This is a genomic window from Steroidobacter sp., from assembly GCF_036406195.1.
Classification (GTDB): domain Bacteria; phylum Pseudomonadota; class Gammaproteobacteria; order Steroidobacterales; family Steroidobacteraceae; genus Steroidobacter.
The window spans coordinates 62,513-76,656 of the sequence record NZ_DASWVW010000047.1 but is presented as its reverse complement, the minus strand read 5'-3'; the positions used below and the strand labels follow the sequence as shown (position 1 = coordinate 76,656).

Annotated in this window: 11 protein-coding genes and 1 riboswitch; of the genes, 2 read left to right on the top strand and 9 right to left on the bottom strand. The window is 62.7% G+C overall.

The window, feature by feature from the left end; translation table 11 throughout:
- Nucleotides 1-51 precede the first annotated feature (51 nt).
- The 3 genes from VGE08_RS18605 to VGE08_RS18595 form a co-directional block, all read right to left on the bottom strand.
- A complete protein-coding gene (locus tag VGE08_RS18605; protein WP_331069408.1) occupies nucleotides 52-270 on the bottom strand; it encodes a hypothetical protein in 219 nt (72 codons plus the stop codon).
- Nucleotides 271-422: 152 nt separating this feature from the next.
- Nucleotides 423-1,226, bottom strand: coding sequence for an SAM-dependent chlorinase/fluorinase (locus VGE08_RS18600; protein ID WP_331069407.1), 804 nt, complete (start codon nucleotides 1,224-1,226; stop codon nucleotides 423-425).
- Nucleotides 1,227-1,256: 30 nt separating this feature from the next.
- Entirely contained in the window at nucleotides 1,257-2,126 is an 870-nt protein-coding gene (locus tag VGE08_RS18595; RefSeq protein ID WP_331069406.1) for a MaoC/PaaZ C-terminal domain-containing protein, read from the bottom strand.
- Between the two features lie 136 nt (nucleotides 2,127-2,262).
- Nucleotides 2,263-2,355: riboswitch (ZMP/ZTP riboswitch) on the top strand.
- Nucleotides 2,356-2,379: 24 nt separating this feature from the next.
- Between VGE08_RS18595 and glyA the strand changes: the two genes are divergently transcribed.
- Nucleotides 2,380-3,642, top strand: a complete 1,263-nt coding sequence (gene glyA / locus VGE08_RS18590; protein WP_331069405.1) for a serine hydroxymethyltransferase — start codon at nucleotides 2,380-2,382, stop codon at nucleotides 3,640-3,642.
- A 204-nt stretch (nucleotides 3,643-3,846) separates the two neighbouring features.
- Here the strand turns inward: glyA and VGE08_RS18585 are convergent, their stop codons facing one another.
- Nucleotides 3,847-4,941, bottom strand: coding sequence for a sn-glycerol-3-phosphate ABC transporter ATP-binding protein UgpC (locus VGE08_RS18585; protein ID WP_331069404.1), 1,095 nt, complete (start codon nucleotides 4,939-4,941; stop codon nucleotides 3,847-3,849).
- 99 nt (nucleotides 4,942-5,040) lie between these two features.
- On the opposite strand from VGE08_RS18585, the gene VGE08_RS18580 reads away from it, so the two are divergent.
- Complete coding sequence (locus VGE08_RS18580; RefSeq protein ID WP_331069403.1) at nucleotides 5,041-6,405, top strand: GH1 family beta-glucosidase; 1,365 nt, start codon at nucleotides 5,041-5,043, stop codon at nucleotides 6,403-6,405.
- Nucleotides 6,406-6,410: 5 nt separating this feature from the next.
- Here VGE08_RS18580 and VGE08_RS18575 read toward each other — a convergent pair whose 3' ends face one another.
- The 5 genes from VGE08_RS18575 to VGE08_RS18555 are packed head-to-tail and all read right to left on the bottom strand — an operon-like array spanning nucleotide 6,411 to nucleotide 14,133.
- Nucleotides 6,411-9,584: a discoidin domain-containing protein gene (locus VGE08_RS18575; RefSeq protein ID WP_331069402.1), complete on the bottom strand. Its 3,174-nt coding sequence runs from the start codon at nucleotides 9,582-9,584 to the stop codon at nucleotides 6,411-6,413.
- Nucleotides 9,581-10,402 carry a carbohydrate ABC transporter permease gene (locus VGE08_RS18570; RefSeq protein WP_331069401.1) on the bottom strand — a complete coding sequence of 274 codons (822 nt, stop codon included), beginning with the start codon at nucleotides 10,400-10,402 and terminating at the stop codon, nucleotides 9,581-9,583. Before VGE08_RS18570 ends, VGE08_RS18575 begins: the two co-directional genes overlap by 4 nt.
- On the bottom strand, nucleotides 10,399-11,277 hold the full coding sequence (locus VGE08_RS18565) for a sugar ABC transporter permease (RefSeq protein ID WP_349258739.1): 879 nt from the start codon (nucleotides 11,275-11,277) through the stop codon (nucleotides 10,399-10,401). Before VGE08_RS18565 ends, VGE08_RS18570 begins: the two co-directional genes overlap by 4 nt.
- A gap of 8 nt (nucleotides 11,278-11,285) precedes the next feature.
- Nucleotides 11,286-12,593, bottom strand: a complete 1,308-nt coding sequence (locus VGE08_RS18560) for a sugar ABC transporter substrate-binding protein (RefSeq protein WP_331069399.1) — start codon at nucleotides 12,591-12,593, stop codon at nucleotides 11,286-11,288.
- 7 nt (nucleotides 12,594-12,600) lie between these two features.
- Nucleotides 12,601-14,133 (bottom strand): glucoamylase family protein, encoded by a 1,533-nt coding sequence (locus tag VGE08_RS18555; RefSeq protein ID WP_331069398.1) that lies wholly within the window; start codon nucleotides 14,131-14,133, stop codon nucleotides 12,601-12,603.
- Nucleotides 14,134-14,144 lie beyond the last annotated feature (11 nt).

Sequence of the window (14,144 nt, the reverse complement as noted above, 5' to 3'; positions counted from 1 at the left end):
GTCAGGGGCGCGGTTGCTCTGGTGGAGACCTCAGGACCGCGCGGCACCTTACTATTCTTCTTCGAAATCGTTCAGTTCTTTCTTCAGGCGCCGGTCGGCGAGCACGTCCTCGAGTTTGCTCCAGGCTGCTTTACCTTTTTTCGCCGCGGCATTGGCATTGGGACGGGCGCGTCGCGCCCCCGAGTCGATGAACTTCTCGTAATTCTGGTCTTCGTCGCTTTCGGCGACGAAGTCATCATCGATGTCGAAATGATCGTCGTCTCTCTCCATGGGCTTTCCTGAAAAATCCAGCCAAATCAACCAGATCGGGTACCGGCGGGGCCGGAAGCGAAGCGGACTATATACGATGCGCGGCGCTTTTCAATGGCTTGAAGGTGGGGTGCGGGAAATAGTTCGCAAGGCCCCCGCCGGCCCTGGCGGGCTCAGGAACCCTCGCTGACCACGACCGGCGCCCCCCGGCCCAGACCCAGCGCCTCGGCCGCGCTCTGCTCCGCCCGGGCGATTTCGACCACGCCGAAGGAGTTGACGAGGGCCAGGAATTCCCCCGGGCTTACGTCGCCATAGGTGCGCCTGAGGGCAAAAGTGTGGCCCCCGGTCTTGACCATGGGGCGCCGGAACGACTCGATCAGGCTGGCGTCGATGTTGGTGATCAGGTTGCCGAAGTGGTCCGTGGTAATGACCACCCCGGCCACCTGGTCGGCAGCCACCGAGGGCTCGTCCACCCAGGAAGGCACGATGTCGTGGGTTTCCGGCCCCAGGTCGGCCGGCGTGGCGCGCCGGCCGGCCAGCTCGGCCGCCAGCGGGGCGAAAATGTCCCGGCCATGGAAGGTGGCGCTGGCCGGGGGCAACTTGAACTTGCCCGCCGCCCGGGCCGCATCGAACCGGTAGATCTTGGCGCTCGGCACCTGGGTCACGATGGGTGCGAGCAGTCCATTGTCCGGCGCGAGGAAGGCATGGCCATTCGCGACCACCGCGACGATGTCGCGCTTGGTGCCGACGCCCGGGTCCACCACCGCGACGTGCACGGACCCTTCCGGAAAGTAGCTGTAGGCCCGGGCCAGCCAGAACCCCGCCTCTGCCGGCCAATACACCGGCACGTCGTGAGTCACGTCGATGATCCGCGCCTCCGGCAGCCGCGCCAGGATGCGGCCTTTCATGGTCGCGACGAACGGCCCTTGCGGACCAAAGTCAGTGGTGAGCGTGATGACGCCGCAGGCTGAGAACATGAGACAACCGATAGAAAGCTCGTGGGAGCGCTAAGCGCGATATTCGCAGCGACCGAAGTCTTGAACAACGACGTTGCGTTCGCTCGCGACCACTCGAAATGACGCATCACCGGCGGCGATGTTCCAGAGCTCCACGTGCAGCGGCTCTCCCGGATAGACCGGACTGGTGAACCGCGTATCCAGGCGCTGCAATCGTGATGGATCGTCATCGCACAGGGCGGCGATGAGTGCTCGGCCGGCCATGCCGTAATGACACAACCCGTGCAGGATGGGCCGGTTGAAGCCCGCAATTGCCGCGATCTCCGGATCGATGTGCAACGGATTGTAGTCGCCGGACAGACGATAGATCAGCGCCTGGTTGCGTGGGTTCGCCAAAGCAACGGAATGATCCGCAGCTCGATCGGCGGGTACCGGCCGAGGCTTCGGCGCGCCCTCGCTCTTGCCGCCGAATCCGCCGTCGCCACGCAGGAACGAGACCACGCTCATCGTCGCCAGCAGATCGCCATTCGACGCATCGACCAGCTTGCGTGTCATGTAGAGGATGGCACCCTTGCTCGCGCCCTTGTCATAGATCTCGTCGACGCTGAACTCACCGATCACCGTGCCCTCGACCGGCAGCGGCTTGTGCACCAGCAGACTCTGCTCGGCGTGCAACAGCAGTTTGTAGTTGATCCCGAACTCGGGCTCGGCCAGCAGCAAAGGAGCCGCGGCCAACGTCACTGCCTGCATCGGCAGCGCCACCAGCGATTTCTCGTAGATGTATTTGAGATCGCTCGCCGCGGTGGGATCGTCCGCTCCCACGCCCAGGCCCAGCGCGTACAGCATCGTGTCCCGCCGCGTATAGGTGTGGCGGACAGGCTCGATCCGCATGCTCTTCAGCTTGGCATAGTCGAGTGGCATGGTCGCTCCATAACGTGTCTGTCAGCTGACTCGCCGATTGTCACCGAATCCCTGGTGGCGCGCTATTCCGGCCCGTGCGCCTGACGTAATCGTCGCTGCCAGCTTGCACAGATCGAAAACATTGGCGTAGCATCGGTTCCGCGCATGTGACTGGCGTAGATGGAATAACCATCGGGAAGCATGCGTGCAGGGTCCTCCCCTGCTGCGGCCGCTCGCCTGGGCATCCAAGTCCCCCTCTCACAGGAGCGCCGCGATGCAGATTTCATTGGACCTGCTGCAATCATCCGATCCCGAAGTGTTCGATGCCGTGGTCGGCGAGGAACGCCGCCAACGCGAAGGGCTCGAGCTGATTCCTTCCGAGAATTACGCCTTCCCCGAGGTGTATGCCACCAACGGCTCGGTGTTCGCCAACAAGTACGCCGAAGGCTACGTCGGCCGGCGCTATTACGGCGGGCAGCAATTCACTGACCGCATCGAGTCGCTTGCCATCGAGCGCGCCAAACGTTTGTTTCGCGCCGAACATGCGAACGTGCAGCCGCTGAGCGGTTCGCCCATGAATCAGGCCGTTTACATGGCGTGCCTCGCGCCGGGCGATACAGTGCTTGCGATGGATCTTTCGCATGGCGGACACCTCACCCATGGGGCGCCGGTATCGTGCATGGGGCGCATCTTCAACTTCGTGCGTTATAAGACCTCCCCGCCCGATGGCCACATCGATTACGACGCCGTCCTCGCGACGGCCCGGCAGGTGCGACCGAAAATCGTGCTTTGCGGCCATTCGTCTTATCCACGCGAAGTGGACTACGCGCGCTTTCGCGCCATTGCCGATGACGTGGGCGCGCTGTGCATGGCCGATGTTTCACACGTCGGCGGCCTGATCGCTGGCGGCGCGCTGAAGAACCCGCTCGATTTCGGCTTCGACATCATGACGACCACCACCCACAAATCCCTTCGCGGCCCACGCGGTGGGATGATTCTTTGCAAGTCGTCGCTCGCCAAGCAGATCGATGCCGCCGTTTTTCCCGGCATGCAGGGCGGCCCCCACATGAATGCCATCGCGGGCGTCGCCGTGACTCTCAAACTCGCCGCCGAGCCTGCGTTCAAAGCCTATGCATCGCAGGTTCTTCTCAACGCTCGCATCTTGGCGGATGAGCTGATGAAGCACGGCTGCACGCTGGTCACCGGCGGCACCGAAAATCACCTGATCGTCATCGACGTGGTGCGCTCCTTCAACATCGACGGCCGCGTCGCGGAAAACGCGCTCGACCTCGCCGGCCTCACCGTAAATAAACAAGTGATCCCCGACGATCCTCGCCCTCCGCTGAAGCCCAGCGGCGTTCGGCTGGGCACTCCCGCCCTGACGACTCGCGGAATGAAAGAGCCGGAGATGAAACAGGTCGCGGCCTGGATGGTCGAAGCGATGCGTGCTCCGGAGGATGAATCGAAGCTTCGCGCCATTCATGCGCAGGTGCGTGAACTCTGCGCTCGCTTTCCGGTGCCGGGGCTCGATTCATAACGGCTGTGCGCAGCGGTCCACGCAATCGTCCTCTCCTATACCGCACGCGCTACATCAGCTGCGCCTCATCAGTCCGCATCAAGGCCAAAAACGGTTGCCTGACCGGTCTTAACACCGCTCCGGCGGCGCTGGATCAGCACGTCGAAATTGTCGTGCAGCCGGCGCGGCGTGCCCACAAACCCGGTATTACCGTTGCCGCCTGAGCTATGGGTCGATGGCGATCCTCTCCCCGCTCTCGGCATCGAAGAAATGCATCCGCTCGGGCTGGACCTGCAAGGTGATGGTCGAGCCCAGCGGTGGCAGGTGATAGGGAGACGACCTGATGATCACGCGGCAGGAGCCGGCGCTGGCGTGAATGAAGGCTTCGTTGCCGACGGTTTCGATGAGATCGACGAGCACGGGAAGGCGAAGGTTTCCCGGAGGGCTGGCGCCGTCGACGCGCTGTAGGTCTTCGGGGCGGATGCCGACGACGATGGGTTTGCCGAGGGGCAGGCCGGCGGGTACGGGAAGCTCGATGCCGTCGCCCTTCAAGATATCGGTGTCGGCGCCGCTGGCGCTCACGGTGCCGCGAAAGAAGTTCATCACGGGAGTGCCCAGGAAGCCGGCGACGAACAGGTTGATCGGCCGTTCGTAAATGTTCATCGGCGTGTCGATCTGCTGCACGATGCCTCGATCGATCACTACGATGCGCTGGCCGAGCGTCATCGCTTCGACCTGGTCGTGAGTCACGTACACCATCGTCGTCTTGAGCGATCGATGCAGTCGAGCGATCTCCGTGCGCATCGCCGCCCTCAGCTTCGCGTCCAGATTCGATAGCGGTTCATCGAGCAAGAACACCTGCGGATGCCGCACCAACGCGCGCCCGAGCGCGACACGCTGGCGCTGGCCACCGGACAGCTGCTTGGGCAAGCGATCCAGCATGGACTCGAGCCCCAGGCGATCAGCCGCGTCCTTGACCCGCTCCGCCACTTCCTCTGGGGAATGACCTCGGAGCTTCAACCCGAAACCAAGGTTCTCGCGCACGGTCATGTGCGGATACAGCGCATAGCTCTGGAACACCATGGCGATGTCACGATCGCGCGGCTCCAGATTGGTGACGTCACGATCACCGATATAGATGCGGCCGGCAGTCGGCTCCTCCAACCCGGCAATCAGCCGCAGCAACGTGCTCTTGCCGCAGCCGGACGGCCCGACCAGCACCAGCAACTCGCCATCGGCGATGTCGAACGTGGCGCTGTCCACAGCAACGTGACCGTTGCTGTAGACCTTACGTACGCCTTTGAGTTTTACTGCTGCCACGCGCGCCCGGGCTCCTCTACACTATTCTTCCAAGGGAGTGCGCCACAGCCCATATCCGCATCCCGTGTTGTTCGATAGATATGTGACTCGTCGCCCAGCATGACCCAACCCAACCCGCGCGCCATTCAATTCCCGAGCGACTTTCTCTGGGGCTGCGCCACTTCCGCCTATCAGATCGAAGGCTCGCCGCTGGCGGACGGCGCCGGGCCGAGCGTATGGCATCGATTCTCTCACACGCCCGGCCGCGTGCAGGACGGCGACACCGCCGATGTGACTTGCGACCACTACCGGCGCTGGCAAAGCGACGTCGATCTGATGCACTCCCTGGGCATGGGTTCGTACCGGTTCAGCATCGCCTGGGGGCGCGTGCTGCCAGAAGGAACGGGTCGCATCAACCCCGCAGGGCTCGACTTCTATGAGCGGCTGGTGGACAGACTCTTGTCGCACGGCATCCAACCCATGGTGACGTTGTTTCACTGGGACCTGCCGGCGGCGCTGGACGATCGCGGCGGCTGGTTGAATCGCGACATCGCGCAATGGTTTGCCGAGTACGCGGACATCGTGTTTCGACGGCTCGATGACCGCGTCAAATACTGGACGACGTTGAACGAGCCGTGGGTGGTGGCGGACGGCGGGTACATGCAGGGCGTCCTGGCGCCCGGCCATCGCAACGTGTTCGAAGCGCCTCGGGCCACACATCATCTTCTGATGGCGCATGGCGCGGCGGTACAGGCTTACCGTGCCAGCGGACGCAACAAGATCGGGCTGGTCGTGAACATCGAGCCCAAATATCCGGCGTCGCCATCCGAAGCGGATCAGGCCGCGACACGACGCGCCGAGGCCTACATGAACCGGCAGTATCTCGAACCCGCCCTGCTCGGCTCGTACCCAAAGGAACTGCAAGAAATCTTCGGCGAAGCATGGCCCCAATGGCCGGACGAGGATCTGAAACTGATCCGGCAACCTCTCGACTACATCGGCGTGAACTACTACACGCGTGCGGTCGTGCGAACCGATCCCAGCGCGTGGCCGTTGCGAGCCACCCCAGTGAAGCAAAAGCAGCACGCGCACATGGAAACGGGCTGGGAAGTCTTTCCACAGGGTCTGACCGACACGTTGCTTTGGATCAAGGACAACTACGGCAATCCGCCGGTCTACGTCACGGAGAACGGCGCCTGCTTCTACGATCCGCCGCAGATCGAAGGGCCCGTGTTGGACGATCCCCTGCGCGTCGACTATCTGCGCAAGCACATCACCGCGGTGTACGACGCCATGCAACGCGGCGCCGACATTCGCGGCTACTTCGCCTGGTCGTTGTTCGACAACTTCGAATGGGCCTTCGGCTTCTCCAAGCGCTTCGGCATCGTGCACATGAACTACGAGACCTTGCAGCGGACGCTGAAGGCGAGCGCGCATTTCTATTCGAAAGTCATTGCCACCCGAGGCGCGGCGCTGGCCGAGTAGCCTGCTCATCGCGGCAACACGATGGTGAACGGCAGCTCGCTAATGCGCAGATCGGTGCCCATCCACCGCCCCAAGCCACGCTCGATGGAATGATGCTTGGGAGGCGCCTCACGCGGCCAAGCAACCGCGACACCACCCAGCGGCATTTCCTCCAGAGCTTCGACGTGCAGCGTCGCCTGCTCGTCATCGATCTTCAATGAATAGCTGAGCGGGCCGAACGGCGTGCGTAGATTGCGAACCTCAAAGCCTTCCTTCTGAGTCCACGCCTCGGGGATACCCGCCATCAAGACCAGCGTTTCGTCCGCCTGGCGTTCGAACGCAAACATATCCAACAGCGAGCGCCCAAAGTCCGAGGCCGCCCACCCATGCGGCATGTCGCCGATGAACCGGCTTTCGCGGGGATCCCGCCCAATGACCTCAGCCCACTGATTCCACGCCGCCGGGCGGCGGTCATTCATGAAAAACTCGATCAGCTCCTGGCTACGCTCGCGCCAGCCCAAGCGGATGAAGGCGCCGAGGTTGCGCCACTCATAGGGCGTGTACACGTCCCAAGTGGTATCGGTGCGGCGCTTGACGAAGTGTTGCCAATAACGCTCGAACGTGGCGTGCAGCTCGTGCGCCGGCAGCATCTGTGTCTCACCCACCGGCGTCAGAGCAATCGTCGTCGAGGTCGCGTCGAAGTCGCCCAACTCGGCCGCGCCCGGCAGATAGTCGATGTTGTGCGCGCGCATGGCGGTATTGAGCGAGCGATACAGATCCGAGCGGAACTGATCGCGCGACTCGATGAACCGCGCCATCGTTGTCTTCTCTTCGAGCGCGCGAGCAATGCGGATGGCCGCTTCGTAGCCACCCAACGCCCAGAAATTGTCCCAGTACGAATGCATGGGCTTGGCCGAGTAGCCTTCGTGACTGATGGATGCCGGCATCAATCCATAGAATGCCGCCCGGTCGCCTTGCTGATTCTGCGGCGTGCGCTCGGACAGGCGTAACTTGTCCATGTAGTCGACCGTCTTGACCACCGCCGGCCACATCGAGCGCAGCAGCTTGTCATCCCTGGTGTAGCGGTAGATCTCATCGATCAGGAACAGGAACTCGCCCATGCTGTCGTTCTCGGGCACGGGATCGGCTCCGCGGCGATCTACACAGCATGGCACCTTGCCATTAGCGAACTGATACGGCGCATACCAAGCCAGAAACTCCTTCGCGACCTCTGCATGTCCCATGCGCAGAAGCATCTCGGAGGTCATCGCGCCATCGCGAATCCACGAGCGTTCATAGGATCGCGAGCCGGGTTGAATCGCCGGTCCGTCGCGATTGATGAGCACATGCGCGAGCGACGTGCGCAATGTGTCGAATAGCGCTTGATCGGCCTTCGGCAAAATCAGCTCCACATGATTGAGCTTGTCGCGCCACTGCCGTTCGACTTCCGCCCACGTCTGCGGCGCCTGCGAGCTCGTCGCTAGCCGACGCTGCTGCTCGGCTTGCTTGCCTTCATTGCGCTTCCCGCCCCGACCCGCGTGCAACGGCAGATCCAACACGATCTCCCGACTCTCGCCGGGACCAAGATTCAACGTATAGAGCATCGCGCCCGATGCGAATCCGCTCTCATCGATGACGCTGGCCGGACCGCTAGGCTTGCTCAACCATTCGCACGGAGTGTCCGCCGCAAGCGGCACCGCCCGGAAAGATGCCGGCGGCGTTTTCGGCAGCACGCTCGCGACTCTGTCGACATGAACCGCGCCATTCTCAAAGGCGATCTCCCGAATCGGGCTTACCCCGCCCACTGTGTTGAGGAACTGCGCCGGTGGATTGACTTGAAAGGGACGCACGGTCAGCGCCAGCGTGTACTGTCGCCGACTCTTGGTGGGATTGCGCACGGTGTACACCGCCTCAGTGTGCGCATCGCCCGGCTCGCCGATGCCGTAGGCCGTTGTCGACAGCATCACGTCCGAATGTTTCCATTCCACCGTCGGAATGGGCAGATAGTTTTCCGCTAGCGACTGCCGGATCGACACATCCGCCCACGTCAGCCACTGGTCGCGCACGCGAATGAACGGCTCGATAGAGAAGCTGCCCTTGCGAGCTTCGAGGGCGCCATCCTCCGAGAGCATGCTCTCTTCGCTGTCGCCATCCACGCCGATGATGGTCCAGTACGTCTGCTCCTTGAGATACGCACGCGGATAACATCCTTTGCGCGCGTCCTTTGCCAGAGACTCGATGAATGCATTCGGTGAGGCGCCGAACTCCAGGTCCCGCACGTGCAGCTCGGAAATCCCGACAGCGCGGCCGGGCTTGGGCATCGTGAGCCGGATGTATCGCGCCTCCGATTCCGGCAGCAGGTGAGAGTCGCGACCGCCATTGCCCGCCTCGATGGTGCGAACCTGGTCCCAGCTCTTGCCATCCACCGACAGCTCGATCGTGTAGCGCTGCGCATGAAGCTCGGGCAGCCAATCGATCTCCAGGCCGCCGAACTCCCGCAGCGCCTGCAGATCGAGCTGCAAAGTCTGGTCCTCGCCGCTCGCGTCGCTGCGCCATGCTGTTTTGCTTTGGCCGTCGATGGCGCGCGCCGCGACATTCTTCCCGTCCTCCGACGATGCGGTGATGGTCGGTTCAGGAACTTGTGACGGTCGTTGCACGGGCTTGATTGCCAGCCGATCGAACCACAAGCTGCCTTGCCCGCCCTCCTCGCCGGCGGCCACTACGAACTCGATGCCCGCGAACGATTTGAGCGTGCGATCGCTGGTCGGTCCCCAGGCAAACTCCACCTGCCGCCGCTTGACTCGAATCTGTTGCCAGTCGCCGCTCACCTGGAAATTGGGCCGGCGGAACCACCAGACGTTGTCTCCGGAGGCATCGACGAACTTCATTTCGAAGTGGTTGCGCCCCGCCTCGCCGCGCATCCAGAAGGATATTTCGTAGTCGTCCGGCAGGGTGACCGGCAGCTTGCGCGTGGCCGCCGCATAGCCGGCCGTGTTGTTGAGGTTGTATTCGAGCACGAGCGCATTGCCATCCACGCCCTTGGCGCTATGCACGGACGCACTCACGCCGTCGGATGCCAGCGACTTCCACTCGGCCACGTTCTCCATCTCATCGAGATAACGCATGTCGAGCTGCGGCGCCTGTTCGGCCGCCCCTGTGAGTAATGGCAGTATCAGCAGCGACCATGCCAAGGTCCTCATCCCTTGACACTCCCCGCGAGAATGCCGGCAATGTAGTAGCGCTGCAGGGCCAGGAACAGCACCAATACCGGCACCACCGTGATGACGGCGCCGGCCATCATCAACTCGTTGTCCTGCACATGCTCACGCGACAAACCGGCGAGCGCCACCGGCAATGTATGGAGCTTCTGGTCGGTCAGCACGATGAGCGGCCACATGAAATCGTTCCACGTGGCCAGGAAAGTGAGAATGGCGAGCGTCACCAGGATCGGTTGCAGCAGCGGCACCACCAGCGACCGGAAGATCTTCGCCTCGCTGGCGCCATCGATCCTCGCGGCCTCCAGCAACTCGTCCGGAATGGACAACGCATACTGACGGATCAGGAAAATGCCGAACACGCTGGCCATGACCGGCACGATCACGCCGCCGTAGGTGCTGATCAGGCCCATCTCCTTCACCAGCGCGAACAGCGGAATCATGGTGACCTGCGCCGGAATGACCAGAGCCCCCAACAGGATCTGGAAGATGCGCTCGCGCCCCTTGAACCTGAGCTTGGCGAACGCATAGCCCGCCATCGTGTTGAGCACCAGCGCGATCAGTGTCCCCAAGGTCGCGACGATGGCACTGTTGAGCATGTAGCGGCCGGCGCTGTGATTGGCGAACAACTGCCGATAGTTGTCCAGCGTGGGGTCCGCAGGGAGCAAGGGCGGCGGATAGGTGCTGGCGGCCCCGGTCGGCATGAACGACACCGACAACATCCACAGCAACGGGAACGCCGTGAGCACCGCGACGATGATCAGCAGCAGATTGACCAGGATCGCCCGCCACGTGCGCTTCATCGCCCCTCCCGCTGCCGGCCGAGCCGCAACTGCATCGCGGTCGTCAGAAACATCAACACGAACAGCAGGAACGCGACCGCCGAGGCGCGCCCCAGGCTCCACCACTTGAAGCCTTCCTCGTACATGAAATACAGCACGCTCAACGTGCTTTGCAGCGGCCCGCCCTCGGTCATCACATACGGCTCGGCGAACAACTGGAAATAGCCGGTCATGGTGAGGATGCTCACCAGTAGCAGCACCGGGGCGATGCCGGGAATCGTGATGTGACGAAACACCTGCCAGCCGGAAGCTCCGTCGATACGCGCCGCCTCATACAAATCTTCGGGAATGTTCTGCAGCGCCGCCAGCAGGATGATCATGTTGTAGCCGAAGTTCTTCCACACCGCGAGGATGACGATGGCGGGCATGGCCCAGTGCGGATCGCCCATCCAGTCGATGGGATCGATGCCCAACGCGCCGAGGCCATAGTTGAAGAATCCATAGCGCGTATGAAATATGTAGCGCCACACCACCGCGACCGCCACCAAGGTCGTGACCACCGGCGCGAAATACACCGTGCGAAAGAAGCTGCGGAAACGGCCCAGCTTGGAATTCACCAGCAGCGCAGCGCCCAGCGACGCTCCGATGGACAGCGGCACTCCCAGCACGACGAAGTACAAGGTATTCCACAACGACTTCCAGAACAGCGGGTCCTGCAACAAGGTCACATAGTTGTCGAAGCCGATGATGCGCAGGTTGCGCCAGTCGCTGAGCGCGTACAGATCGAAATCCGTCAGGCTCATCAGCAGCGCGCCGATGACGGGAATGAAAAAGAACACGCCCAGCACCATCAGCGCCGGGCCGACGAACCACCATGCCGCCATCGAGCGTTTCATCGAGCGTTTCACGTCACCCCCGGCAGCGTGTTCCGCTCGAGCATCCAGCGCCGCTTGGCCAGGATCGCATCGGTCTTGCGATCGAGCGCGACCACGGCCTGGTCGATGGTCTGCACGCCCTGCACCACTCGCTCGCCGGTCAGCCGCATTTCGGTCGCGATGCGTTCCCACTCGGGGACTTTCGGCGGCGAGCGAACTCGGTCCAGCTGCGCCAGAAATGCCTTGGCGTAGGGAGATTGCACCAGCGCCGGCATCTGCCACGAGCTGCGTCGCGGCGGCATGTCACCGGTCAGATCGTAGAAGCGCTGCTGCACGGCGGGTCGCGAGAGATATTCCGCGAGCAACCATGCTTCAGCCTTGACCTGTGACGACTTGAATATGACCAGGCTCGATCCACCGGCGATCGACACACCCGGCCCCTCGGGGCCCGGCATAGTCGCGGTCATCCAGGCATCCTGAAGCGCCGGCGGCAAGCGCCGCTTGAATTCGGCGATGTTCCACGGACCTGAGATGTAGAAAGAGAAGAAGCCGCGACCGAACTCGTCCCACACGTTCGAGATCTGCGAGTTGGTCATGCGTGGCGCCCAACCTCGCCTGAATATGCTTTCGTAGAAAGTCAACGCGCGCCGAAAGTCCGCGCTTCGGAAATTGCCATAGCGCCCACCATCTCGCAGCAATTCCGAGGGCAACTGCAATCCCAGCACCAGCAACGGCTCGAACTCGTTCAATGGCAGCAGCACCGAATACCGATCCGGCCCCACCAAGGCCTTGATGGCGGCCATCATGTCGCTCCACTCCTGCCAGGTTTGCGGCGGCTCGTCGAAGCCGGCCTGGCTCAGCAAATCACGCCGGTAGTAGAGCAAACGCGTATCGACGTACCATGGAATGCCGAACAACGTCTGGTCGATACGATTCGAAGCCAGGATGCCTTCGAAATAGTCATCGAGTTGAATCTCGCGCGACGGGGCGACGTAGCCGTCGAGCGGTTCGAGTGCATCGAGCGCCGCGAACTCGGGAATCCAGGTGTTACCCAGCTGACACAGGTCTGGCAGCGTCTCGCCCGCAAAGGCCGTCAGCAACTTTTCGTGCGCCACCGTGAACGGCATCTTCTGCACGCTCACCCGGATCTCCGGATGTTCTTGTTCGAAGCCGCGAATCAGCTCCGCCGCAATGTCGCCTTCGCGACCCGCGCCCCAGAACCTCAATTCCGTCTGATTCGACGAGCGGCCGCAGCCTGACAATGCCAACGCCGCGCCCGAAAGGCTCACGATCGCCTCGCGGCGATTGATCCGTGCGGCCAGCGGCATCGCAGCCATGTCAGTCTCAAGAACTGGGTTGTTGTAGCGCGGGCTGGTCGAGCCAGCCGCCGGTGAACCCGGCCCGCTGCAGCCCCCGGCGAATGTGCGGATTGTTGCGCATCACGTTCCAGATCAAACCGCTGCGATAGTTCTCGATCATGGCCACGATGGTGCCCTGGTCGATGCCCAGATAGTCGTCGGCTACCCAGCCGATGTCCGGAATCACGCGGCCATGACGCAGCGGCACGTCAGTATACGTGAAGCTGGGATTCACCGAATCCAGGAAGCCATACTTCTGATACAGATGCTCGCCGAAGCGGGCCCGGAACGCTCGAATCGCCGGAATTGCGATCTCCGGCGCGAAGGCAATCGAGCCCACGGCCGCGGTCGGCGCGATCGTGCCGTCGTCGACGATGTGAATCGACGCCGTAGCGCGTGCGGCATAGGTGAAGAAACCGCGCTCCTCGTCGTTATATATCTGCACGGTGTCCGCCGGCCCGTCACACGCCGTGAGACCCCAGATCTCGCTGTCATAGCCGCGCCAGCGCATCGGATTCTGGCGGGCATATTCGCGCTGCGCATACGAGGCTCGGCGGCTGTTCTCGAAATAGTCGAAGCCCTTCTCGCGATTGAACTCGTCCATGATGCCGCGAAAATCGATCCACACGTGCGAGTACTGGTGGCCGAAGTGCGGGCCGAACGACAGGAACTCCTGGCCACTGAACTTGCCGTACGTCCGGTCATACGTCTTCATCCACTCCTGCCAGGCCTCCGGCTCGATGGGATGCGTCGGCGAGCCCAGCGCGAGGATGTACATCAACATGGCTTCGTTATAACCACGCCAGTCGAAGCGCAGAAAGCCGCTCTCCGGGCGCCAGCCGTGCGACAGCAGCGGCGGACGGCTCTGCGCCCATTGCCAATCGACGCGCCCGTAGATCTTCTCGGCGAGACGGCGAATCTCCCGCTCCGAGCGCGAGTCGCGATCGAAGTAGCTTTGCGACAGCAGCACGCCGCCCAGCAACAAGGCGGTGTCGATGGTCGACAGCTCCGAGGTGCCGAAGCGCTGGCCGTTGTGCATGTGGACGAAGTGATAATAGAAGCCCATGTAGCCGCCCTTACCGCTCTCGTCCGGCCCTTGCGGCAGAGACTCGAGGAATCGCAACGTGCGCAACGTTCTCAGGCGTGCCTGCGAGCGCGACACATAGCCGCGCTCGGCGCCGACGACGTAAGCGGTGAGCGCAAAGCCCACCGCCGCGATGCTGGCGAACGACGGCGACGGAAAACGATCCGGCGCCATGCCGTTCTGCTTGTTGGTGGTGTCCCAGAAAAAGCGAAAGGTGCGGCGCTGCAGATTATTGATGACCGGATCGCCATCGCGCTCGGGATCGAACACTCGTGAGCGCTCCACCACGACTCCAGGCACCTTGGGCTTGGTCCGTTCCGCCGCACTGGCCACACCGGTGGCGCCCACCCACAGCGTCGCCGCCATCAGCCAGAACCAGCCTCGCCACACACTGGGCCAGACAATGGGCCGGGCGAAGGAGTCATTCAACCTCATCGTGTATGTAT